20 protein-coding genes are annotated in these 22,991 nt (G+C 58.9%); 15 read left to right on the top strand and 5 right to left on the bottom strand.

The genetic code is table 11. The annotated features are described in order from the left end of the window. The first annotated feature begins 16 nt into the window (after positions 1–16). The 8 genes from leuS (at position 17) to CU103_RS00860 (ending at position 9,385) form a co-directional block, all read left to right on the top strand. A complete protein-coding gene (leuS, locus tag CU103_RS00895; RefSeq protein ID WP_106662592.1) occupies positions 17–2,635 on the top strand; it encodes a leucine--tRNA ligase in 2,619 nt (872 codons plus the stop codon). After that, a complete protein-coding gene (gene lptE / locus CU103_RS00890) occupies positions 2,622–3,197 on the top strand; it encodes an LPS assembly lipoprotein LptE (protein ID WP_106662038.1) in 576 nt (191 codons plus the stop codon). Before leuS ends, lptE begins: the two co-directional genes overlap by 14 nt. A gap of 9 nt (positions 3,198–3,206) precedes the next feature. Beyond that, entirely contained in the window at positions 3,207–4,361 is a 1,155-nt protein-coding gene (locus CU103_RS00885) for an AAA family ATPase (protein WP_106662037.1), read from the top strand. Positions 4,362–4,592: 231 nt separating this feature from the next. Continuing rightward, positions 4,593–5,549, top strand: coding sequence for an aliphatic sulfonate ABC transporter substrate-binding protein (locus CU103_RS00880; protein WP_106662036.1), 957 nt, complete (start codon positions 4,593–4,595; stop codon positions 5,547–5,549). A gap of 22 nt (positions 5,550–5,571) precedes the next feature. After that, positions 5,572–6,735 (top strand): FMNH2-dependent alkanesulfonate monooxygenase, encoded by a 1,164-nt coding sequence (gene ssuD / locus CU103_RS00875; protein ID WP_106662035.1) that lies wholly within the window; start codon positions 5,572–5,574, stop codon positions 6,733–6,735. Further along, a complete protein-coding gene (locus CU103_RS00870; RefSeq protein ID WP_106662034.1) occupies positions 6,732–7,511 on the top strand; it encodes an ABC transporter permease subunit in 780 nt (259 codons plus the stop codon). The genes ssuD and CU103_RS00870 overlap by 4 nt, the downstream gene beginning before the upstream one ends. Positions 7,512–7,520: 9 nt before the next feature. Further along, positions 7,521–8,324, top strand: coding sequence for an ATP-binding cassette domain-containing protein (locus tag CU103_RS00865; RefSeq protein WP_106662033.1), 804 nt, complete (start codon positions 7,521–7,523; stop codon positions 8,322–8,324). Positions 8,325–8,374: 50 nt separating this feature from the next. Continuing rightward, on the top strand, positions 8,375–9,385 hold the full coding sequence (locus CU103_RS00860) for an isopenicillin N synthase family dioxygenase (RefSeq protein WP_106662032.1): 1,011 nt from the start codon (positions 8,375–8,377) through the stop codon (positions 9,383–9,385). 77 nt (positions 9,386–9,462) lie between these two features. Here CU103_RS00860 and fsa read toward each other — a convergent pair whose 3' ends face one another. Continuing rightward, complete coding sequence (gene fsa / locus CU103_RS00855) at positions 9,463–10,116, bottom strand: fructose-6-phosphate aldolase (protein WP_099997570.1); 654 nt, start codon at positions 10,114–10,116, stop codon at positions 9,463–9,465. Positions 10,117–10,240: 124 nt separating this feature from the next. Between fsa and CU103_RS00850 the strand changes: the two genes are divergently transcribed. The 7 genes from CU103_RS00850 (at position 10,241) to CU103_RS00820 (ending at position 18,309) form a co-directional block, all read left to right on the top strand. Continuing rightward, the gene (locus CU103_RS00850; RefSeq protein ID WP_106662031.1) at positions 10,241–12,424 is read left to right on the top strand and encodes a primosomal protein N'; all 2,184 of its coding nucleotides are present in this window, start codon (positions 10,241–10,243) and stop codon (positions 12,422–12,424) included. A gap of 149 nt (positions 12,425–12,573) precedes the next feature. After that, on the top strand, positions 12,574–12,963 hold the full coding sequence (locus tag CU103_RS00845; protein ID WP_106662030.1) for an AGROH133_08824 family phage infection protein: 390 nt from the start codon (positions 12,574–12,576) through the stop codon (positions 12,961–12,963). A gap of 247 nt (positions 12,964–13,210) precedes the next feature. Then, positions 13,211–13,771, top strand: coding sequence for a F0F1 ATP synthase subunit delta (locus CU103_RS00840; RefSeq protein ID WP_106662591.1), 561 nt, complete (start codon positions 13,211–13,213; stop codon positions 13,769–13,771). Beyond that, entirely contained in the window at positions 13,771–15,300 is a 1,530-nt protein-coding gene (atpA, locus tag CU103_RS00835; RefSeq protein WP_106662029.1) for a F0F1 ATP synthase subunit alpha, read from the top strand. Before CU103_RS00840 ends, atpA begins: the two co-directional genes overlap by 1 nt. 21 nt (positions 15,301–15,321) lie before the next feature. Further along, on the top strand, positions 15,322–16,200 hold the full coding sequence (locus tag CU103_RS00830; RefSeq protein ID WP_106662028.1) for a F0F1 ATP synthase subunit gamma: 879 nt from the start codon (positions 15,322–15,324) through the stop codon (positions 16,198–16,200). Between the two features lie 18 nt (positions 16,201–16,218). Beyond that, positions 16,219–17,829 carry a F0F1 ATP synthase subunit beta gene (gene atpD, locus CU103_RS00825; RefSeq protein ID WP_106662027.1) on the top strand — a complete coding sequence of 537 codons (1,611 nt, stop codon included), beginning with the start codon at positions 16,219–16,221 and terminating at the stop codon, positions 17,827–17,829. Positions 17,830–17,901: 72 nt separating this feature from the next. Then, positions 17,902–18,309, top strand: coding sequence for a F0F1 ATP synthase subunit epsilon (locus CU103_RS00820; protein ID WP_106662590.1), 408 nt, complete (start codon positions 17,902–17,904; stop codon positions 18,307–18,309). 58 nt (positions 18,310–18,367) lie between these two features. On the opposite strand, the gene CU103_RS00815 is transcribed toward CU103_RS00820, so the two are convergent. The 4 genes from CU103_RS00815 to CU103_RS00800 form a co-directional block, all read right to left on the bottom strand. Continuing rightward, complete coding sequence (locus CU103_RS00815) at positions 18,368–18,892, bottom strand: RNA pyrophosphohydrolase (RefSeq protein WP_106662026.1); 525 nt, start codon at positions 18,890–18,892, stop codon at positions 18,368–18,370. Positions 18,893–18,925: 33 nt separating this feature from the next. Further along, positions 18,926–20,068 (bottom strand): divergent polysaccharide deacetylase family protein, encoded by a 1,143-nt coding sequence (locus tag CU103_RS00810; protein WP_245448524.1) that lies wholly within the window; start codon positions 20,066–20,068, stop codon positions 18,926–18,928. 99 nt (positions 20,069–20,167) lie between these two features. Beyond that, a complete protein-coding gene (locus CU103_RS00805; protein WP_106662025.1) occupies positions 20,168–21,493 on the bottom strand; it encodes a S41 family peptidase in 1,326 nt (441 codons plus the stop codon). Further along, positions 21,483–22,862, bottom strand: a complete 1,380-nt coding sequence (locus CU103_RS00800; protein ID WP_425350545.1) for a murein hydrolase activator EnvC family protein — start codon at positions 22,860–22,862, stop codon at positions 21,483–21,485. The genes CU103_RS00805 and CU103_RS00800 overlap by 11 nt, the downstream gene beginning before the upstream one ends. Between the last annotated feature and the right edge of the window lie 129 nt (positions 22,863–22,991).

Below are 22,991 nucleotides of genomic sequence, written 5' to 3'. Positions count from 1 at the left end.
CAAGAGAATTCCGTTCATGGCAACCGAACGATACAATCCACGTGTAGCAGAAAAGCATTGGCAAAAGGTTTGGGACGACGCCAAGCTTTTCGAAACACCCAACGATGATCCGCGCGATCCGTATTACGTGCTCGAGATGTTTCCCTATCCGTCGGGACGCATCCATATGGGTCACGTGCGCAACTATGCCATGGGCGATGTCGTAGCACGCTACAAGCGCGCCAAGGGGTTCAACGTGCTGCATCCGATGGGCTGGGATGCTTTCGGCATGCCGGCGGAAAACGCGGCGATGCAGAACAAGGTTCACCCCAAGACGTGGACGTACCAGAACATCGAAACCATGCGCAATCAGCTCAAATCCATGGGTCTGTCGCTCGACTGGTCGCGCGAATTTGCCACTTGCGATGTTGAATATTATCACCGCCAGCAAATGCTTTTCCTCGACTTTGTCGAGAAGGGGCTGGTGACGCGTAAATCCTCCAAGGTCAATTGGGACCCGGAGGACATGACCGTCCTTGCGAACGAGCAGGTGATCGACGGCCGCGGATGGCGTTCCGGTGCCCTGGTCGAACAACGCGAGCTGACGCAGTGGTTTTTCAAAATCACCGACTTCAACGAAGAATTGCTGAGCGCACTGGACGGACTTGACCAGTGGCCGGACAAGGTGCGTTTGATGCAGCGCAACTGGATTGGCAAGTCGGAAGGCATGCTGATCCGCTGGGCGCTGGATGAAAAATCCCATGCTGGCGGCGAAAGCGAGATCGAGGTCTATACGACGCGTCCCGATACGCTGTTCGGGGCGTCGTTCATCGCAATCGCGGCTGATCATCCGCTGGCGAAGAAGGCTGCCGAGACCAATGCTGCTCTGGCGAAATTCAACGAGGAATGCCGTCACGCGGGGACATCTGTCGTCGCGCTGGAAACTGCCGAGAAGAAGGGCTTCGATACTGGCCTGCGTGTTTCGCACCCGTTCGACGCGGACTGGAAGCTGCCGGTTTATGTCGCGAATTTCGTGCTGATGGACTATGGCACAGGTGCGATTTTCGGCTGCCCCTCGGGCGATCAGCGCGACCTTGATTTTGCCAGCAAATACGGTCTGCCGGTTGTAGCCGTCGTCATGCCGGAGGATGCCGATCCCGCAACATTCCAGATCACCGAAGCGGCCTATGTCGATGATGGCGTCATGATCAATTCTCGCTTCCTCGATGGTCTGTCACCTGCAGCGGCATTTGACGAGGTGGCAAACCGGCTGGAGAAACAAACGATCGGCAACCGGCCGCAGGGCGAGCGCAAGGTGAATTTCCGACTGCGCGACTGGGGCATTTCACGTCAGCGATACTGGGGTTGCCCAATCCCGATGATCCATTGCGATGATTGCGGTGTCGTTCCCGTTCCCAAAGCTGACCTTCCGGTGAAGCTGCCGGACGATGTCGAGTTTGACCGTCCGGGCAATCCGCTTGACCGCCACCCGACATGGCGTCACGTCAATTGTCCGCAATGCGGCAAGGCGGCGCGACGCGAAACCGATACAATGGACACGTTCGTTGACTCTTCCTGGTATTTCGCCCGGTTTACCGCACCTTGGGAAAACGAGCCGACGAATCCGAAGATTGCCAATCACTGGCTGCCGGTCGATCAGTATATTGGCGGTATCGAGCACGCGATCCTGCATCTGCTTTACTCGCGTTTCTTTACGCGGGCGATGAAGGTTGCCGGCCATCTGGATATCAGCGAGCCCTTCAAAGGCCTGTTCACCCAAGGCATGGTCGTGCACGAGACCTACAAGAGCAAGGATGGATGGGTTACGCCGGCGGAAGTCCGTCTCGAGGAGGCTGATGGCAAGCGCCGGGCTGTCCTGATCGGTACAGGCGAGGAAATCGAAATCGGCTCGATTGAGAAGATGTCGAAATCGAAGAAGAATGTCGTCGATCCGGATGACATCATTGCATCCTATGGTGCCGATACGGCACGCTGGTTCATGCTGTCCGATTCGCCACCCGAGCGTGATGTGATCTGGACGGAAGCCGGGGCCGAAGGCGCGCATCGCTTTGTACAGCGCGTTTGGCGGTTGATCTCCGAAGCCGCGGAGACACTGCAGACTGTCGAGGCGGCACATGCCTCGGAAGGGGAAGCGCTGCAGATTTCCAAGGCGGCCCACAAGACTGTAAAGGCCGTGGGTGAGGACATCGAGAAACTGGCGTTCAACAAGGCTGTCGCCCGCCTTTACGAACTGGTGAATGTGCTTTCCGGCCCCTTGCAGAAGATTGCCGCCGGGGAGACGGACAAGGCGTTGACCGGTGCATGCCGGGAAGCAACCAATATGCTGCTCGCCATGATTGCACCGATGATGCCGCATTTGGCCGAGGAGTGCTGGAAGGCCCTGAACGGCAGGGGTCTCGTCGCGCATCAGGCCTGGCCCGCATATGAAGAAACGCTGATCGTCGAGAACGATGTGACGATGCCTGTGCAGATCAATGGAAAGAAGCGCGGGGATTTGACAATTGCCCGCGATGCAGATCAATTGGCGGTCGAAAAAGCCGCCCTCGCGCTTGATTTCGTCAAAGCCGCGTTGAACGGTAATCCGCCGAAGAAAGTCATTATCGTACCGCAGAGGATCATCAATGTCGTTGCCTGATCGTTTTCAGCCGGTCCCCAAGCGTCTGCTGTCCGCCTGTGTTCTGGGTATGGCTTTGATTGCCGGCGGATGCCAGGTTCGGCCGCTTTATTCCGATCCCGGCCCGGTCGCGAGTACAAGTGCGAATGTGTCGGGCAGCGTTCGCTCGAAACTTGCAAGTGTCTCCATCAACGAGCCCGGCAATCGAATCACCCAGGAAGTACGCAACAATCTGATATTCCTGTTTGGCGGTGGTGCAGGTGAACCGGTGCATCCGGCCTACACATTGCGGATAAGCGTCATTTCCCAGAATTTGTCCTTGGCTCTGATTCAGAATGCTGACAATGACAAGTCCGGCCAGCCAACGGCGGGTTCCATTCGCATGACCGGCTCCTATGTCCTGACGCGCATCGCCGATGGTCAGGTGGTCGGCAAGGGAAATCGCATCGTCACCGCCGGTTACGATGCACCGAGACAGCGGTTCGCAGCAGAAAGGGCTGTACGCGATGCAAACAACCGCGCTGCGCGGGAGCTTGCAGAGGCCGTTAATCTCAATGTGGCCCAAGATCTCTCAAAGATCTGAGTTCAGCGCATGCGCCTGACCTCGCTCGCGGCGACCGGTTACAGGTCGCTGCGCTCCATTCGGCTTGATATCGGCCGGCTCGCGCTGTTCGTGGGCGAGAATGGCGTCGGAAAATCCAATCTTTATCGCGCCATGCAGTTGATCAAGGCGTCAGCGGAAGGAACGCTTTCCTACGAGATTGCGCGCGAGGGCGGAATGCAATCCGCGCTGTGGACAGGCAAACGCAGGTCCGGACCGGTGCGAATGGTTTTTAACGCTCAGTTCGATGACGAAGAAACGGCAATCCAGGCAGGCTATTCAGTCGAAACCGGCCTCGCGCCAAGCTACCGGGTTGAAGTCGGTATCAGGCCGCCTGCCGCAGCCGGATTTACCTTCGAGCCGCAGATCAAGGAAGAAACGCTGACGATCGACAGCGGCCGCAGACCTGTCGAGATGATGGGCCGCAAGGGGCCCGCCGTTTACGCCCGCGATGATTCGGGACGGCGCATCGAACACCCGGTCAAACTTCTCGATTCCGAGACGGCGCTGGCAATTCTCGGCGGTTCGGGACGCTATCCGGAAATTGGCGATCTGCGCGCAACCGTGCTTGGCTGGCGGTTTTATCACGGCTTCCGGACCGATCGGGATTCGCCTGTCCGTCAACCGTCGCTGGCAATCACCGCGCCAATGCTCGATGAAGACGGGCGAAACCTCGCCGCTGTGTTCGCGACGCTGGTGCACATCCGAGAAGATACTGCCGATCTCGACCGGTGCATCGCCGATGCATTGGGCGGAGCCACGCTTGACGTACCGATCCCCGGAGAAACCGCGACCTTCGGGTTGCGCCTGCCGGAATTTCCACAACGACTGTTCCGGCCGGAAGAGCTATCCGACGGCCAGATGCGGTTTCTGGCGCTTGCCGGCGCGCTGCTATCGTATCGGCTGCCACGGCTGATTGCCTTGAACGAGCCGGAAACGAGCTTGCATCCATCAATGCTACCGGCGCTTGCCGATATGATCGCCCAAGCGGCGGAGCGAACACAATTGTGGATCGTCACCCATTCACGCGTGCTGGCGGATGAGATTGCCGCACGCACCGGCGCGCGCGCCTTGACCGTTGTCCGCCGGGACGGCGCCACCTTGATCGAAGGTGTGAAGCTGGATGGCACTTTCGACGAGGAATAAGACACCTGCAAGAAAACGGCCTCCTCGCCGTTGGTCGTACGAGGTCGGCCTGGACAACTTGACTGGCTTTGCGTGAGCGCACGGGTAAGCAGGAAAACTGATCCCATATCCAGCGATTTTATGAATTTTCTTTTCTCTATAAGAATGGTCGGGTTAAATAACATTGGTTCAATTCCCGATCGGGCGGGAAGGTTGTCGAGGTCAACAAAGCCCGCATCGTCGAGAGGGACCATGTCCAGACTGACACGCAAAGCATTAGCCGCGGTCCTTTTTGCTGCCGCAGCGTTTGCCGCCACCATCTCCTTTGCCGCCGAGCCCCTGGCGGAACTCAAGATCGGCTACCAGAAGACCGGGCTGCCGGTGATCGCCCGCCAGCAAGGGGTGATTGAAAAAGCGCTTCAATCCAAGGACATTTCGGTCAGATGGGTGGAATTTACCGCCGGTCCGCCACTCGTGGAGGCGCTGAATGCCGGCAGCATCGATGTCGGGTGGGTTGGCGATGCACCACCGATCTTCGGCCAGTCTGCCGGGTCGGCCATCGTTTATGCGGCGGCTCTCGCTCCGAACGGCAAGGGTGAGGCGATCTTCGTCAAACCGGACTCGTCGATCCAGTCGCCTGCCGACCTGAAGGGCAAGAAAATCGGCGTCGGCAAGGGAACCAGTGCACACAATCTGCTGATTGCTGCGCTGGAAAAGGCCAATATCGGCTTTGATGAGATTACGCCGGTCTATCTCAGCCCCGCCGATGCGGCAGCCGCTTTTGCCAGTGACAAAATCGACGCCTGGGCCGTCTGGGATCCGTTCTTCGCCATCGCTGAAACCCGCTACCATCCCCGCATTCTTGCTCGAAGCAGCGATGTTCTCAACGTCAATACTTATTTCATCGCCAATCGCGACTTCGCAGCCAAGCATCCGGAAATCGTGACGACAACGATTGGGGCGCTGAAAGATGCCGCCGAGTGGGCCAATGGCAACAAGGACAAGGTGGCGGAGGCCCTGCATGAAGTGACGGGTGTACCGTTGGATGCACAGACCCTTGCGGCCAATCGTTCCGTTTTCAGTGTCGGACCGGTCACGCCGGAAATCATCGCGCACCAGCAGGAGACGGCAGATCGCTTTTTCAAGCTGAAGCTAATCCCCAATTCCATCAAAGTCTCGGATGCCGTGTGGACGGCACCGAGCAACTGATCAGACTGGAGGCACGCCGCCCATGACACAGCCAGCAAACAATTCTCCACTCGATTTCTTCTGGTTCATACCCACCCATGGCGATGGCACCTATCTTGGTTCGGAGCGCCAGCAGCGGCCGCCGGAATTCGCCTATTTCCGTGAGGTGGCCCAAGCGGCCGACCGGCTTGGCTTTCCGGGCGTCCTGCTTCCGACGGGGCAAGCCTGCGAAGATTCGTGGATCACCGCAGCGGGCCTTGCCGCGCATACGGAACGGTTGAAATTTCTCGTTGCCCTGCGTCCCGGCGTGACATCGCCAGTCTTTGCCGCACGGCAGACGGCGGCGCTCGACCGCTTGAGCAATGGACGCCTGCTGCTCAATGTTGTCGTGGGCGGCAACCCGACCGAACTCGCCGGGGATGGAGTGTTTCTCCCACATGACGAACGCTACGCACAGGCGGCCGAGTTCCTGAAAATCTGGCGCCAGCTCGTATCCGGCGAGACGGTGAATTTCGACGGGGAACATTACCGCGTCGAAAATGGCAGGCTTGACCTTCTACCGGCGCAGGAGCGGCCACCACTCTATTTCGGAGGTTCCTCCGATGCGGGACAGGATCTCGCCGCCGAGCAGGTGGACATGTACCTGACCTGGGGCGAACCGGTGGCGCAGGTTGCCGAAAAGATCGAGCGCGCGCGCAAGAAGGCCACCCTCAATGGGCGCAAGCTGCGCTTCGGCATTCGCCTGCACTTCATCGTGCGCGAAACGGAAGACGAAGCCTGGGCAGCGGCAGACCGGCTGATCAGCAAGATTACCGATGAGCAGATCGAAATCGCGCAGGCGCGGTTCCTCAAGGAGATGGACTCTGTCGGGCAGCGCCGCATGGCGGAATTGCATGGCGGACGCCGTGACAAACTCGTCGTCGGTCCCAACCTCTGGGCGGGTGTGGGGCTGGTGCGCGGCGGTGCCGGAACAGCGCTTGTAGGATCGCCGGCAAGCATCGCCGCCCGCATCCGCGAGTATCAGGCGGTGGGTATCGATACGATCATCGGCTCTGGCTATCCGCATCTGGAGGAAGCCTACCGCGTTGCGGAACTGCTTTTTCCCCAGCTTGGCCTCGGCGCTCAGCGCAACGCACCGCGCGAAGTGATCGCGAACGAGTTTTCGGTGGGCTTTCATGGTGCCAAACGCCTGCAGGCTTCCTCATGAGCAGCGCGCTTCGCTCAATTGGGCGCAGTTCGCTGGGCTGGCTGTTGCCGGCGCTGCTGCTGGCCGGCTGGGAGGGGGCGTCGCGGGCGGGGCTCATTCCGGCCAACGTGCTGCCGGCGCCTTCAGCCGTCGGCGAAGCTTTCTGGAAGCTGCTATGGTCGGGCGAGCTCATTGAGAATATCCGTATTTCCACGCTTCGCGCCCTCAGCGGCTTTGTCATCGGCGGCGCCATAGGGTTTGCGCTCGGCCTCGCCAATGGGCTGTCGGCGCTCAGCCGCGAATTGACCGATACGACCCTGCAGATGATCCGCAATATTCCGCATCTGGCGCTGATCCCCTTGGTGATCCTGTGGTTCGGCATCGATGAGGAGGCCAAGCTGTTTCTCGTCGCGCTCGGCGTGTTCTTCCCGATCTATGTGAACACGCTGCTTGGCATCCAGGGTGTCGACCCGCAACTCGTGGAGATGGGCCGCATCTATGGCATGCCGCGCAAAGAGCTGTTCCTGCGGGTCATCCTGCCGGGCGCATTGCCGTCGATTTTCGTCGGACTGCGCTATGCGCTCGGCATCATGTGGCTGACCTTGATCGTCGCCGAAACCATCTCGGCTTCGTCAGGCCTCGGCTACATGGCCATGCAGGCGCGCGAGTTCCTGCTCATCGATGTCGTGGTCCTGTCCATATTGATCTATGCGCTGCTCGGAAAGCTGGCGGACTCGCTGGCGCGGTTTCTCGAGCGTCTTTCCCTGCAATGGCACCCTGCCTTCCAGACCGTTTAAGGAACAAAGATGACCGCAGCGACCATCACTGCTCGCCACTCTTTTGCAAATTCGGCTTTCACCGCTCCATCCGCGCGAATCCATACGCCGGAACCTGCCGGCAAGCTCGCTTTCTCCTTTCGCAACGTGGCCAAGCAGTTTGGCGGCACGGAGGTCCTGCAAGGCATTAGTCTCGACGTTTACGAGGGGCAGTTCGTGGCAGTTATCGGCAAGAGCGGCTGCGGCAAGAGTACGCTGCTGCGTCTGCTTGCCGGGTTGGACAAGCCGACATCCGGCGAACTCGCCGGTACGGATGATCGCAGACGCACACGCATCATGTTTCAGGAGCCGCGCCTTCTGCCTTGGGCGCGCGTGATTGCCAATGTCGAGGTGGGTCTGACGGGCATAGCGAAGGGCGAGGCTGCGCGGCAGAAAAGCCTCGAAATCCTCGCGGAAGTTGGACTGGCCGATCGCGGTGGCGAGTGGCCGTCGGTGCTTTCCGGCGGGCAGCGGCAGAGGGTGGCTTTGGCGAGGGCGCTGGTGGGGCATCCATCCATTCTCGCGCTGGACGAGCCTCTCGGCGCGCTGGACGCACTAACGCGGATCGAGATGCAGCAATTGCTCGAGCGGATGTGGCTTGCCAAGAAGTTTACGGCCGTATTAGTGACCCATGATGTGACAGAGGCGGTGGCACTCGCGGATCGCGTCGTTGTCATCGACAGCGGCAGGATTGCACTCGACCTGGCCATTCCGGTGGAGAGACCGCGACGCCATGCATCACCGGAGCTCGCATTTTTTGAGCGTCAGATTCTCGATCAGCTCTATAATCGCTGATACGCTCGCAGCAACGCGACGAAGTGTGCTTCGCGATGGAGAATGTTGTAATGGATGGCTTGTCGCAAAACCTCACTTTGCCGACCCTTGATTTTTCGCGCTACCGTGACCCGGCACAGCGCGAAGGCTTCTTTGAGGATTTGCGCCATGCGGCGCGCACGTTCGGCTTCTTCTATCTCTCGGGCCACGGTGTACCGGAGAAGCTGCAACGGGAGATTGTAGGGATTTCCAAGGCGTTCTTTGCTTTGCCCGAAGCGGATAAGCTCGCCGTGGAAATGGTGCGCTCGCCGCACTTTCGGGGCTATACGCGTGCTGGCTGGGAGCGGACGAAGGGACAGGCGGACTGGCGCGAACAGTTCGACGCTGGCGCAGAGCGCATCGCCGTGGAGCAGAACGCGACGACTTCGCCTTGGTCGCGGTTGCAAGGACCGAACCAATGGCCGGCGGCCCTGCCGGAACTGAAACGGGCCGTCCTCGAGTGGCAAAGTGAACTGACGCGGGTGGCGATCGAACTGCTTCAGGCTTTTGCGGCGGCGCTCGGGCAGGACAAGGATATCTTCAACCCGATCTACCGGGATGCGCCAAACCAGCATCTGAAGATCATCCGCTACCCGGGACGCGATTCGACGGGCAGCGACCAGGGAGTTGGCGCGCACAAGGATAGCGGTTTTCTGACATTGCTCTTGCAGGATGTGCAGGGCGGCCTGCAGGTGGAAAAGGACAGTGGCTGGATCGATGCGACGCCGGTGCAGGGAACTTTCGTCATCAATATTGGCGAGATTCTGGAACTTGCATCCAATGGTTATCTGAAGGCGACGATCCACCGCGTGGTGACACCGCCATCGGGCAAGGATCGTCTCTCTGTTGCCTTCTTCTTCGGTGCCGATCTCAATGCTACCGTGCCGCTGTTGAACCTGCCGGAGAATCTGGCGAAAGAGGCAGGCGGCACCGATACAGATCCAGACAACCCGCTATTCCGGGAGGTTGGGCGCAATTATCTGAAGGGCCGTCTGCGTTCGCATCCGGATGTAGCTCAGCGCCACCATCCGGATTTGCTGTAAAAGCCGGTTCCAAACGGAAACGCCCGCCGGTTTGAAAAACTGACGGGCGTTTCCAGAGCGGTTAAAGACCTGTTCGATCAGGCGATCGACTGACCCGTCTTCGCCCAGTCGGCGAGGAAAGCTTCCAGGCCTTTGTCTGTCAGCGGATGTTTGACCAGCGCCTTCAGGGTTGCCGGCGGCGCGGTTACGACGTCGGCGCCAATCAGCGCAGCCTGCTTGACATGATTGACCGTGCGGATCGAGGCGGCAAGAATTTCGGTCTGGAAATCGTAATTGTCATAGATGGTGCGGATCTCGGATATCAGTTCCATACCATCGATACCGATATCGTCGATACGGCCGATGAAGGGCGAGATGAAGGTTGCGCCGGCCTTGGCGGCGAGCAGTGCCTGGTTGGCGGAGAAGCACAGTGTGACATTGACCAGGTGGCCATCGGAACGGAGTGCCTTGCAGGCCTTCAAGCCATCAAGAGTGAGCGGCACCTTGATGCAAATATTGTCAGCGATCTTCGCAAGGACGGCCGCTTCTCTCATCATCTGTTCGTATTCAGTCGCGGTGACCTCAGCGGAAACCGGTCCCTTGACGATGCTGCAGATTTCCTTGGTCACTTCGAATATGCTGCCGCCGGACTTGAGAATCAGCGACGGATTGGTGGTAACACCGTCGAGCAATCCGAGATCATTCAGCTCGCGGATTTCCTTTACATCGGCGGTATCGACAAAGAATTTCATCGGTGCAGTCCTTCCTGATATGACAGATAGCCCGGTATGACCGGCGGCCTAATATGAGAGATGGGATATTTCTCTCGGAAAGTGGCTTTTCTTTAGCCCAAAGCCGCGTCAAGGTCACGCCTATATGAGCCAGGATTCGTTCATCCCGCAAAAAATTGTTCCGGTGCTTGTGCCGATGCCGGCCGAGCGGCCGTATAGCTATGCCGTGCCGGATGGCATGGAGGTGAAAGCGGGGTCAATCGTGCGGGTACCGCTCGGACCACGCGAGGTAGCGGGCATCGTTACAGAGGGTTCGACGGACTCGATCGACGCCAAGAAGCTGCGGCCAATTTCCGAACTTTTCGATTGCCCGCCGGTCGATGATGGCATGATGCGTTTCATGCGCTGGGCGGCCGACTATACGATTTCGCCGCCGGGGATGGTCGCGCGCATGGTGCTGCGTGTCCCTGCTGCCTTCAACCCTGAGCCGCCGGTACCGGGCTTGCGGTTTTCAGGCAGAGAGCCCGACCGGATGACCAGCGCGCGTGCCCGTGTGCTGGAGCTTGCTGAAGACGGCATGGCGTGGACGCGGACCGGACTTGCCCATGCGGCGGGCGTTTCGGCAACGGTGATCGACGGGCTCTCCGCACAAGGTGTGTTCGAGCAGGTAATGATCCCGGCGCGCCCGGTCGTTGCCGCGCCGGATGTCAACTATGCGAAAGCGGCTTTGTCCGGAGATCAGGCCGCAGCGGCGGCGCAGCTTGTTGAGGCAGTCGCGGCCGGCGGATTTTCCGTCTCGCTGCTCGATGGCGTTACCGGGTCCGGCAAGACGGAAGTCTATTTCGAAGCGGTCGCTCGGGCCATCGAAAAGGGCAAACAGGTCCTGATTCTGCTGCCTGAAATTGCGCTGACCCAGCAATTTCTCGACAGGTTTCATGACCGGTTCGGTTCGAAGCCGGCGGAGTGGCATTCCGACCTTGCGCCGCGGACACGCGAGCGGGTGTGGCGGCAGGTGATGGAAGGCCAGGTCAGGGTTGTTGCAGGGGCACGTTCGGCGCTGTTCCTGCCGTTCCAGGACCTTGGCCTTATCGTGGTCGATGAAGAGCATGATCCTGCATACAAGCAGGAAGACCGCGTTTTTTACAACGCGCGCGATATGGCCGTCGTGCGCGGACATATCGGCAATTTTCCAGTGGTGCTTGCCTCCGCGACGCCCTCGATCGAGAGCCAGGTCAATGCGAACCAGGGGCGCTATACACGCATCCGGCTGACGGGGCGCTATGCCGAAGCGGCAATGCCCGATCTGAAATCGATCGACATGCGCCGCTCGCCGCCGCGCCCCGGCGGCTTCCTGTCGCCCGCACTGGTTGAGGCGATCAACCAGACACTGCAGCGCCAGGAACAATCGCTGCTGTTCCTCAATCGCCGTGGCTATGCGCCACTGACGCTGTGCCGCGTTTGCGGCCACCGGTTCCAGTGTCCGGACTGTTCAAGCTGGCTGGTAGAACATCGTTTCCGCGGCCAGCTCGTCTGCCATCAATGCGGGCATCACGAGGCGCGGCCGGAAGCCTGTCCGTCATGCGGTACGCTCGATCATCTGGTTGCCTGCGGGCCGGGGGTGGAGCGCATCGCCGAAGAGGTGGAGAAGACGTTTCCCGATGCGCGGATCATTGTGCTGTCATCGGATCTGATGGGGGTCAAGCGGCTCCGGCTCGAGCTCGATGCGATTGCACGCGGCGAAGCGGATATCATCATCGGCACGCAACTTGTCGCCAAGGGGCACAATTTCCCCAACATGACGCTGGTCGGAGTTGTCGATGCGGATCTCGGCCTTGCCAATGGCGATCCGCGTGCCGCCGAGCGAACGTTCCAATTGCTCAGCCAGGTAACGGGGCGTGCAGGGCGTACGGGCAAGAAGAGCGTCGGGCTGTTGCAGACCTACCAGCCGGACCATCCGGTGATGCGAGCGATCATTTCCGGTGATGCGCAGGCCTTTTATCAACGCGAGATCGAAGAGCGCGAGCGGTCGGGTCTTCCGCCATTCGGACGGTTGGGATCATTGATCATCTCGGCGGCAACGCGCCCAGAGGCGGAGAATCATGCGCGCGCCTTGCGCCGCGCCGCGCCTGCTTCGCCGCAGATCAGTGTTTTGGGGCCTGCCGAGGCACCACTGGCGCTTGTCCGCGGGCGTCATCGCTTCCGGTTGTTGATCCATGGTACGCGCAAGGCGGATCTCCAGGGTTTCATCCGCGCCATGCTGGGCGCGGGACCAAAAGAACGGGGGTCGGTGCGCGTGCAGGTTGATATTGATCCGCAAAGCTTCCTATAAAACCACCAAGATTCGTCATGGCGGCTGCAAATGGCGTTGTTCTGCTCCGGTGCGTACCCAAAAGTACGCTCCGCTCCGGTGCTCGAAAACCACCATTTCGCCACCCCATGACCAATTTTTGGGTCGGCGGCTAAAAGAGGGGATAAGAAATGGAACTTTATTGGCCGGCGACCACCGGCGAATGGATGGCGTGGTTGTCTGCGGCGACTACCGTAGTGTTCGGACTGATCCTGTTTTTTGCACCGCGTGCTGCCTTGAGGGTTTTACGATTGCAGACCAAGCCGGAACGGCCTGAAGCTCTATCTGAAATCCGCGGAACATTTGCCGGGTTTTATCTCGGGCTCGGTCTCAGCGCCCTCGTTTTCGCGCAGCCGTTCATGTGGATCGCACTTGGCGTCTCCTGGGGCTTCACGGTGTTCGGACGCCTGATTTCGATGATGTCGGATCGCGGCAACACCCTCTACAATTGGATATGGGTCATTGTAGAGCTGGCGCTCGCCGCCGGTCCGTTGCTGTTTGCATTCGGCTTTGTCGCCTAGGCCAATTCGGCATTACTGGAATCCCTTAGTCATAATTATCCAGAGCTGCGGCGATTCTGCCGCCTGTTTTAGCGGATTCGCGTGTTGCGAGTCCTGTCTTCCTATGCTAGACGGCAATCAAATCTCGTCGGAGACGGCTCTCGGGTTGTGTCCAAGGCGGTAAAAAAATCAATAATGCCAAAGATTTGACCGAAAAATTCCTTCCGGTTTCCTGATTTTTGGCTCCAACGCAGAGAGCTTGTCGTTCGTGGCAGAAACTTCGTCGCTCATATCCGGTGTTGCCCAGCGTTATGCGGGTTCGTTATTCGATCTCGCGCTGGAAGCGAAGTCGCTTGCCGAGGTTGAAAAGAATCTCGGCGCGTTCGAGGCTCTCGTCAATGGCAGCGCCGATTTGAAGCGGCTGATCGCCAGTCCGGTTTTCTCGTCCGATGATCAGGTCAAGGCAATCTCCGCCATCCTCAACAAAGCCAAGATCGGCGGTCTTGTCGGCAATTTCCTGCGTGTTGTCGCGCAAAACCGCCGCCTGTTCGCGGTGCCCGCCATGATCCAGTCATTCCGCCAGATCGCCGCGGAACATCGCGGTGAGGTTGCGGCAGATGTTACTTCTGCGCATGCCTTGACGGCTGCGCAGCAAACAGAATTGAAGGCCACGCTGAAAGGCGTCGCCGGCAAGGACGTGACAATCAATGTCACCGTTGATCCGTCGATCCTTGGAGGTCTCATCGTCAAGTTGGGGTCCCGCCAGATCGACACTTCACTTCGCACAAAACTTTCTTCGCTTAAGCTTGCACTGAAAGAGGTCGGCTGATGGACATCCGCGCCGCGGAAATTTCCGCAATCCTGAAAGAGCAAATCAAGAATTTCGGCCAGGAGGCAGAAGTCTCCGAAGTCGGTCAGGTTCTGTCCGTCGGTGACGGTATCGCTCGTGTATATGGTCTGGACAATGTCCAGGCCGGTGAAATGGTCGAATTCCCGGGTGGTACCCGTGGCATGGCCCTGAATCTGGAAAGCGACAATGTTGGTGTCGTTATTTTCGGTTCGGACCGTGACATCAAGGAAGGCGACACCGTCAAGCGGACTGGCGCCATCGTCGACGTACCCGTCGGCAAGGAGCTGCTCGGCCGCGTTGTTGACGCACTCGGCAATCCGATCGATGGCAAGGGCCCGATCAAGGCAGCGCAGCGCTCGCGCGTTGACGTCAAGGCGCCCGGCATCATCCCGCGCAAATCGGTGCATGAGCCGATGTCAACCGGCCTCAAGGCGATCGACGCCCTGATCCCCGTGGGCCGCGGACAGCGCGAGCTGGTTATCGGCGACCGTCAGACCGGCAAAACCGCGATCATTCTGGATACTTTCCTTAATCAGAAGCCGGCTCACGATGCTGGAAACGAAAGCGAAAAGCTGTATTGCGTCTATGTCGCTATCGGCCAGAAGCGTTCGACAGTTGCGCAGTTCGTCAAAATTCTCGAAGAGCGCGGCGCTCTCGAATATTCGATCATCGTTGCCGCAACGGCTTCGGATCCTGCTCCGATGCAGTATCTCGCACCGTTCGCCGGTTGCACGATGGGTGAATATTTCCGCGACAATGGCATGCATGCGCTGATCGGCTATGACGATTTGTCCAAGCAAGCCGTGGCTTATCGCCAGATGTCGCTGCTGCTGCGCCGCCCGCCAGGCCGTGAAGCTTATCCGGGCGACGTTTTCTATCTGCATTCCCGCCTGCTCGAACGCTCTGCCAAGCTCAACGACGATAATGGTGCCGGTTCACTGACCGCGCTGCCCGTCATTGAAACCCAGGCAAATGACGTGTCGGCCTATATTCCGACGAACGTGATCTCGATCACGGATGGCCAGATCTTCCTCGAAACCAATCTTTTCTACCAGGGTATCCGCCCGGCGGTGAATGTTGGTCTGTCGGTTTCCCGCGTCGGTTCCGCCGCGCAGGTCAAGGCGATGAAACAGGTTGCTGGTTCGATCAAGGGCGAGCTGGCGCAGTACCGTGAAATGGCGGCCTTCGCACAGTTCGGTTCGGACCTTGATGCGTCGACCCAGCGCCTGCTCAATCGCGGCGCGCGTCTGACGGAACTCCTGAAGCAGCCGCAGTTCTCGCCGCTGAAGACGGAAGAGCAAGTCGCGGTGATTTATGCCGGCGTCAATGGCTATCTCGACAGGCTTGCCGTCAATCAGGTCAGCAAGTTCGAGCAGGGCCTGCTCACGTGGCTTCGCACCGAGAACAAGGACGTTCTCGACGCGATCGCCAAGGAAAAGCAGCTTAGCGACGACATCAAGGGCAAGCTTAAGGCTGCAGTAGACGCCTTTGCCAAGTCTTTCGCTTAACTCCACTGACGGGATGAACGGATGCCTTCGTTAAAGGATCTGAGAAACCGGATCGCCTCGGTCAAGGCGACGCAGAAGATCACCAAGGCGATGCAGATGGTCGCCGCGGCGAAGCTGCGTCGTGCGCAGGAAGCTGCGGAAGCCGCTCGCCCCTATTCGCAGCGCATGGCTGCGGTTCTGGCGAACATTGCTTCCAATGTCGATGGCGATGATGCGCCGGTGCTGATGAGCGGAACCGGCAAGGATGATGTGCACCTGCTCATCGTCTGCACCTCCGAACGCGGCCTTTGCGGTGGCTTCAACGCGCAGATCGCGCGTTTGGCCCGTGATCACGCGCGCAGGCTGGTTGCGGACGGCAAGACAGTCAAGATCATCACTGTCGGCAAGAAGGGCGCGGATATTCTGCGCCGCGACCTCGGCAAGAATATAATCGACCACGTCAACCTTCGTGAAGTCAAGCAGGTTGGCTTCGTCAACGCCGACGAGATCGGGCACAAGATCATCGGGCTTTACAACGAGGGAGCGTTCGACGTTGCCACGCTGTTCTATTCGGAATTCAAGTCGGTAATCGCCCAAATCCCCACTGCCCAGCAGCTGATTCCCGCCAGCTCCATCGGCGATGCCGAGCCTGAAAGTGCAGGCGATGCAGTTTATGAATATGAGCCGGATCCGGCAGCCATTCTCGGCGATCTGATCCCGCGCAATATTTCCGTCCAGGTTTTCCGCGCTCTCCTTGAAAACGCGGCATCGGAACAGGGCGCGCGCATGTCTGCCATGGACAACGCAACCCGCAATGCCGGTGACATGATCAACAAGCTGACAATGTCGTACAACCGCCAGCGTCAAGCCCAGATCACCAAAGAACTGATTGAAATCATTTCGGGCGCGGAAGCGCTCTAATCGCGAAGGTAAGGATCGATGGCAAAAGCAGCGACCCCGAAAACACCCGCAGCCGCCAAGGCAGCTGCACCGAAGGCAGCGGCCGCCAAGACGGCAGCCGTCAAGGCGGAAGCCGCTGCCAAGCCAGCAGCGAAGGCAGCCGCACCAAAGGCAGCGACCAAGGCTCCGGCAGCAAAAGCCGCTACGCCGAAGACCGCTCTCAAGGCAACCGGTGTTGCCGGTCGTGTGAGCCAGGTCATTGGCGCCGTTGTCGACGTTTCGTTCGACGGTGGTGTGCTTCCGCAGATCCTGAACGCGCTGGAAACCGACAATCTTGGCAACCGCCTCGTTCTCGAAGTGGCGCAGCATCTGGGCGAAAACACTGTACGCACGATCGCCATGGACTCGACCGAAGGTCTCGTTCGCGGTCAGGTCGTCTATGACACGGGTTCGCCCATCATGGTTCCGGTCGGTGAGGAAACCCTCGGCCGCATCATGAACGTTATCGGTGAGCCAGTTGACGAAGCTGGTCCGATCAACACCAAGCTGACTCGCGGCATCCATCAGCCAGCTCCGGAATACGTCGAACAGTCGACTGAAGCACAGATCCTCGTTACGGGCATCAAGGTTGTCGATCTGCTCGCACCTTATGCTCGCGGCGGCAAGATCGGTCTCTTCGGCGGTGCAGGCGTCGGCAAGACGGTTCTCATCATGGAACTGATCAACAACGTCGCCAAGGCGCATGGCGGTTACTCGGTATTCGCCGGTGTGGGTGAACGTACCCGTGAAGGCAACGACCTTTATCACGAAATGATCGAATCGGGCGTGAACAAGGCAGGCGGCGGCGAAGGCTCCAAGGCTGCTCTCGTCTATGGTCAGATGAACGAGCCGCCGGGGGCACGTGCCCGCGTTGCTCTGTCGGGTCTGACTGTTGCCGAGCATTTCCGCGATCAGGGCCAGGACGTTCTGTTCTTCGTGGATAACATCTTCCGCTTCACGCAGGCCGGTTCCGAAGTGTCCGCTCTGCTTGGACGTATCCCGTCCGCCGTGGGTTACCAGCCGACGCTGGCTACCGACATGGGTCAGATGCAGGAACGCATCACCACGACACACAAGGGTTCGATCACTTCGGTTCAGGCAATTTACGTGCCCGCCGACGATTTGACCGATCCGGCACCCGCGACTTCCTTTGCGCATCTTGACGCGACGACGGTTCTCAATCGCGCGATCTCTGAAAAGGGTATTTATCCGGCTGTGGATCCGCTCGACTCGACATCGCGCATGCTCGATCCGCTGATCGTTGGTGACGAACACTACCAGACTGCCCGTCAGGTTCAATCGATCCTGCAGCGCTACAAGTCGCTTCAGGACATCATCGCCATCCTCGGCATGGACGAGCTTTCGGAAGAAGACAAGATTGCGGTCGCCCGCGCCCGCAAGATTGAACGCTTCCTGTCGCAGCCGTTCTTCGTTGCGGAAATCTTCACCGGTTCGCCGGGCAAGCTGGTTGATCTCGCGGACACCATCAAGGGCTTCAAGGGTCTTTGCAACGGTGACTACGATCACCTGCCGGAAGCAGCGTTCTATATGGTCGGCTCGATCGACGAGGCGATTGAGAAGGCACAGCGTCTGGCAGCGGAAGCTGCCTGATCTTAAGAGGGCAAGCGGGCCACGGCCCGCCATGCCCACCTTGGTCAAGACCTTGAGGATTGAGTGAATATCATGGCAGAAGCCTTCCAGTTCGAACTCGTGTCGCCAGAGCGCCTGCTCCTTTCGGAACAGGTCATTGAAGTCGTGGTTCCGGGTACGGAAGGCTACATGACGGTCATGGCGCACCATGCGCCTCTGATGGCAACTGTGAAGCCGGGTGTCGTCACGGTGAAGACAGCCGATGGCAAGCCGGACAGCTATGTGGTGTTCGGCGGTTTTGTCGACGTGACACCAGACGGCTGCACACTGCTCGCAGAGTCGGCAGTGCACGTCACCGATATAAAAGCTGATGAACTGCAGCGCCGCATTCAGGATGCCAAGGAAGACTTCGAAGATGCAACAACCCGCGAGGAGCGGGCTAAAGCCGAAGACCTTCTTGGCCAGCTGACAACGCTTGAAGAGGCTATCAAAGCCGTTTGAAGCGATAGCATTTTACGCTAAAAAGCGGGCCTTCTGGTCCGCTTTTTTGTGGTGATATTCAGTCGGCTAATTGACGGAACGCGGCAACCACCTCTTCGTAGACCTGACGCTTGAACGGCACGATCAGTTCGGGCAGCGAGTCCATCGGCTTCCAGGCCCAGCGGTCGAACTCCGCCGTGTGGCCACCGGGGGGAGGGTTGATTGCGATTTCGCTTTCATCGCCTTCGAAGCGATAGGCGAACCATTTCTGTGTCTGGCCGCGATACTTGCCCTTGAGTGCGATCCCAACGAGATTCGCGGGCAAATCGTAATTGATCCAGTTAGGAGCCTCCGCGAGCAAGGACACGGTCCTCATGCCCGTTTCCTCATAGAGTTCGCGCAGCGCGGCCGGCTCCGGATCTTCACCTTTGTCGATACCGCCTTGCGGCATCTGCCAGAGCTGCGATGCTCCGTCCATTTCATCATTCTGAATGATTATGCGATGGCCAACCCAGACGAGACCCGCCTTGTTGAGCACCATGATGCCAACGCAGGGACGATAGGGCAGGGACTGCGGATCGGCTGGCTTTGTCTTCTTGTTCATGTCGGCGCTCCGTGGACGCTTGCCGTGCTGGTGCTAGCCCTTTTCCGGATCGCGGACAAGGGCTGAGATGGGTACAATCTCGATGCCTCTGGCCTTGGCCTCGTTGGCCCAGGAGGTGACGGCGTCGACGGTGATCTCGAAGGCGGACCCTGTCGCTATCGCCGTGCCCTTGGCGCGTGCGATACGTTCCAATTCGTCGAGCTTCTTCAGTATGGAGCCGCGGTCCTGTGTAGCATCGATCAGTACATCAGCGGCGGCAAATGGAGTTCCTTGCTGGGCAGCAATCGCATCGGCCTGGCTCCGCGCGGAGCTGCCGTCATCGAGATAAAGCAGGCCGCGTTTGGCGAGATCCTGAATAACCGGCGTCATCGCCTTGGCATCGGCAGTGAAACGGGCTCCCATGTAATTCATAACGCCCGTATAGTTCGTAATGCGCCCCATGGCCTTGTGCAGATTTTCCAACGTTGATGCCGGCGGTGCATCGACTGTCAGCGTGTTTCGGCCTGGATTGACACGTGGATAGTCGTATGGCTCCAGTGGAACCTGCATGAGAATTTCATGGCCGTCCTGCCGTGCCGTTTGCATCCAGCGGCCAAGACTGTTGCCCTCCGGTGAGAACGCCAGTGTTATCTCCGCCGGAAGAACCCGAATAGCCTGTTGCGAACCCGTCTGGGACAGGCCGAGCCCGCCTATGACGATGGCGACGCGGGCACCGCGCGCACCGGACCAGGGCCGCGCGTAGACGTCGAGCGGGCGACGGCCATCCGGCGCGACGACCGGCAGCGGTCCTTGTGGGCTCTGCTCGAGCATATCCTGCTCTGGAAGATGTGCCGTGCGGGGATCCTGTGTGCGTTTGGTTGGGTCGCCGACAATGATGATCTTGGGTCCGCCTTGGGGAGCGGTGATGTTTCCAGGCATGGCGCCAGTATCACCTGCTGGTCCGGATCCGGATTCGGCATTAGCTCTTGCCCGAGGAACTTCGGTGACCTGCTCCTTCGGCGCCGTAGGGGGAGGGCGGCGAAAACCCTGGTGGCTGGTAAAAGCGATGAGTGCGGCCACACCGACCACGCCGAGGATGACCGCGGAAGGCAGGAGCCAGCGGCTAGCCGCCGGTTTCCCGGTATGGCCGGGCCGTCTGCTGTTTTGTCCCAGCGGGCGGTTGATATCAAAATTCACGCGTTATCGCCGATGCGGGGAAAGACGGATAAAGGATTGGCAAGCTGATAAGCCAAGGGGATCAGACTAAAATGAAAAAGTCTGATCCCCTCGCGCATGTCAGTTGGGCACGCCCTTCTTGGGGTCTGCCGGGAAGGCTGCATTGGCTTGTTCGCCGCGCAGAAGCTTCAACGCCTGGATAAGCTGCAGATCGTCTTTCGGCTCCGGCGGTACATAGGCTATGGAGCCCGAACCTTCGGCATCCTCCATCGCGCCTTTGATATGACCCTTGAGATCGGATTCGCCGCGGGTGATATCCTGTCCCTTGAGCGCGTCAGGCAAAGGCTGGTCCACAGCGATATCGGGCACGATACCCTTGCCCTGAATGGACTTGCCAGCCGGCGTATAATAGAGCGCCGTTGTCAGGCGCAGCGCGCCGTTCTCGCCGAGCGGAATGATCGTCTGCACGGAACCCTTGCCGAAGGATCTTGTGCCGAGAACCGTTCCACGGCGATGATCCTGCAAGGCACCTGCAACAATTTCCGAAGCACTTGCTGAACCACCATTGATCAGTACGATCAGCGGCTTGCCGTTGATCAGATCGCCCGCGCGGGCGTCAAAGCGAGTGATGTCCTGCGGGTCACGACCGCGCGTCGAAACAACCTCACCCTTGTCGAGGAAGGCATCCGAGACAGCGACTGCCTGGTCAAGCAGACCGCCCGGGTTGAGACGCAGATCAAGGACGAAGCCCTTGAGCTTGTCTGCCGGCACCTTGCTCTGGATGTCCTTGATCGCCTTCTGCAGATCGTCGAAAGTCTGTTCGGTGAAGGAAATCACGCGGACATAGCCAACATCATTTTCGACACGGTATTTGACGGCTTTCACCTTGACCACATCGCGGACGATTGTCAGCTTGATCGGCTTGTCAGCGCCTTGGCGAATAAGGGTCAGTTCGATTGGCGTATTGACCTCGCCGCGCATCTTGTCGACGGCGTCGGTCAGGGTCATGCCGCGAACCTCGGTGCCGTCGATCTGCGAAATGTAATCGCCGGCCAGAACACCCGCTTTGGATGCCGGAGTATCTTCGATCGGTGCGATAACTTTGACCAGTTCGTTTTCCATGGTGACTTCGATGCCGAGGCCGCCAAATTCGCCCTTGGTCTGGACCCGCATATCCTGTGCCTGTTCGGCATTCATGTAGGATGAATGCGGATCAAGCGAGGTCAGCATGCCATTGATGGCGCTCTCGACCAGCTTCTTGTCATCCGGCGGCGTGACATATTGCGCGCGGACGCGCTCGAAAATATCACCAAAAATTGATAGCTGTTTATAGGTTTCGGTACCCGCAGCTTCTGCGGTGGTCGTGGGCAGAGCACCCTGAACAACGACCATTGCCGTCGCACCCATCAGCGCTCCAGCCATGAGAAGCGTTAACCTACGTATCATTTGCGGTCCTTCCAGCAAGCCGAGCCGCCCACCATGGGGCGGGATTAACAGGTTTTGTATCCTTTCGGAACTCAATGTAAAGCATTGGAGCTCCATTTCCCATCGGAACAGGTGCGGTACTGGCAATAAGTTGCTCGTTCATCACACCAACCGGCTCTCCCGCCAAAACGAACTGATTTTGGGAGACATTGATTTTTTTCATTCCCGCCAAGACAACATGATATCCATTCCCTGCGTCCAGGATCAAGAGCTGTCCATAGGACCGGAATGCGCCAGCATAAAGGACAACGGCGTCCATCGGCGACGTTATTGTCGCACCCGCCGGTGTTTCCAGCGTATCACCCTGGGCGGTGCCGCCTAATCCGTCCGCATCGCCATAATGCTTCACGAGCTTGCCTGCAGCTGGCGCAGATAGATGACCTTTCAATGAGGCAAAATTGACTTGCGCCGAAAGCCGGTTCTGATTGGAGGCAAAATCGTCGGCGCGCCGCTGGCTGGCTGCCAGCTTCTGCTGTTCCTGCGCGCTGGCAGCGTCGGCAGCTTTCTTGACCTCCTGAATGTCCCTTTCCATGGAGGCAATGAGGTCGCGCAGCGAAGTGGCGCGTCTGGCCAGATCTTCGGCCCTCACCTGCTCCGCTTGACGCGTCTCTTCAGACGTTGTTTGCAGGTTTTGCTTTTCCTTCAGAAGGAGATCAAGGCGCTTCTTCTCCTCGGTCTGGCTTGTAACTGCGGCAATCAGACGGGTCTGTTCTTCCGAGATCGACGTCTTGACCCTGCTCAAATCCTTAAGATCCGAAATGAGGTTTTCCGTCTGCTGGCGCATTTCGGGAACAACGGCGCCAAGAAGGACCGCGCTGCGGACAGAGGCCAAGGCATCGTCCGGACGTACGAGCAAGGCCGGCGGCGGATTCAAGCCCATCCGTTGCAGCGCTGCCAGAACTTCCGCCAGCGCGCCACGCCGCTCCTTCAGCGAAATCTTGATTCCATCTTCCTGCCCGCGCAGGTCAGTCAGTTTTTCACCGAACGCCGCAATATCTTCGCTCAGCTTCTTCTCGGTTTTCGCGGACTGGATAAGGGCCGCGGTAATGGTCGTCTGGTCCTTTTTCAGTGCGGCAATCTCATTGTCGAGAGCAGCAACGCGCTCAGATGAAAGGGACAACTGACCAGTTAGTTCCTGGAGTTCCCTGACCGTCTGTACTCGCTTGGCATCCAGTGATTCCGGCTCTGCTTGCGCTGGCGGCTGTGGAGTTTCCTGCATCGGTTGCTGGGCATGGGCGGGAAGCGCACAGGCGAGTACAATAGGGAGGACGACATATGACAATGCACGCCTGCGTGAACTCAAAACTATCTTTGATGCCTCAAAATTCATTACCGGACCGGTGCACAAGTATGGTTTGATCCCGACTTTAGAGAGACTTCGACTAATGAAGTATTAACCATAAACCAACCGTGTCGAAAGCGCTCCCTTTTAGTAGCAACGGGCATGGCGGAATTACGG

Origin of the sequence: Phyllobacterium sophorae, from assembly GCF_003010965.1 — a bacterium.
In the GTDB taxonomy this organism is placed as follows: Bacteria; Pseudomonadota; Alphaproteobacteria; order Rhizobiales; family Rhizobiaceae; genus Phyllobacterium; species Phyllobacterium sophorae.
This window is presented reverse-complemented; position numbering and strand designations above follow the sequence as displayed.

Bases quoted from the DNA above. Each gene is read 5' to 3' on its own strand.
- leuS (WP_106662592.1), top strand. From the start codon at position 17: ATGGCAACCGAACGATACAATCCACGTGTAGCAGAAAAGCATTGGCAA.
- lptE (WP_106662038.1), top strand. From the start codon at position 2,622: ATGTCGTTGCCTGATCGTTTTCAGCCGGTCCCCAAGCGTCTGCTGTCC.
- CU103_RS00885 (WP_106662037.1), top strand. From the start codon at position 3,207: ATGCGCCTGACCTCGCTCGCGGCGACCGGTTACAGGTCGCTGCGCTCC.
- CU103_RS00880 (WP_106662036.1), top strand. From the start codon at position 4,593: ATGTCCAGACTGACACGCAAAGCATTAGCCGCGGTCCTTTTTGCTGCC.
- ssuD (WP_106662035.1), top strand. From the start codon at position 5,572: ATGACACAGCCAGCAAACAATTCTCCACTCGATTTCTTCTGGTTCATA.
- CU103_RS00870 (WP_106662034.1), top strand. From the start codon at position 6,732: ATGAGCAGCGCGCTTCGCTCAATTGGGCGCAGTTCGCTGGGCTGGCTG.
- CU103_RS00865 (WP_106662033.1), top strand. From the start codon at position 7,521: ATGACCGCAGCGACCATCACTGCTCGCCACTCTTTTGCAAATTCGGCT.
- CU103_RS00860 (WP_106662032.1), top strand. From the start codon at position 8,375: ATGGATGGCTTGTCGCAAAACCTCACTTTGCCGACCCTTGATTTTTCG.
- fsa (WP_099997570.1), bottom strand. From the start codon at position 10,116: ATGAAATTCTTTGTCGATACCGCCGATGTAAAGGAAATCCGCGAGCTG.
- CU103_RS00850 (WP_106662031.1), top strand. From the start codon at position 10,241: ATGAGCCAGGATTCGTTCATCCCGCAAAAAATTGTTCCGGTGCTTGTG.
- CU103_RS00845 (WP_106662030.1), top strand. From the start codon at position 12,574: ATGGAACTTTATTGGCCGGCGACCACCGGCGAATGGATGGCGTGGTTG.
- atpA (WP_106662029.1), top strand. From the start codon at position 13,771: ATGGACATCCGCGCCGCGGAAATTTCCGCAATCCTGAAAGAGCAAATC.
- CU103_RS00830 (WP_106662028.1), top strand. From the start codon at position 15,322: ATGCCTTCGTTAAAGGATCTGAGAAACCGGATCGCCTCGGTCAAGGCG.
- atpD (WP_106662027.1), top strand. From the start codon at position 16,219: ATGGCAAAAGCAGCGACCCCGAAAACACCCGCAGCCGCCAAGGCAGCT.
- CU103_RS00820 (WP_106662590.1), top strand. From the start codon at position 17,902: ATGGCAGAAGCCTTCCAGTTCGAACTCGTGTCGCCAGAGCGCCTGCTC.
- CU103_RS00815 (WP_106662026.1), bottom strand. From the start codon at position 18,892: ATGAACAAGAAGACAAAGCCAGCCGATCCGCAGTCCCTGCCCTATCGT.
- CU103_RS00805 (WP_106662025.1), bottom strand. From the start codon at position 21,493: ATGATACGTAGGTTAACGCTTCTCATGGCTGGAGCGCTGATGGGTGCG.
- CU103_RS00800 (WP_425350545.1), bottom strand. From the start codon at position 22,862: ATGAATTTTGAGGCATCAAAGATAGTTTTGAGTTCACGCAGGCGTGCA.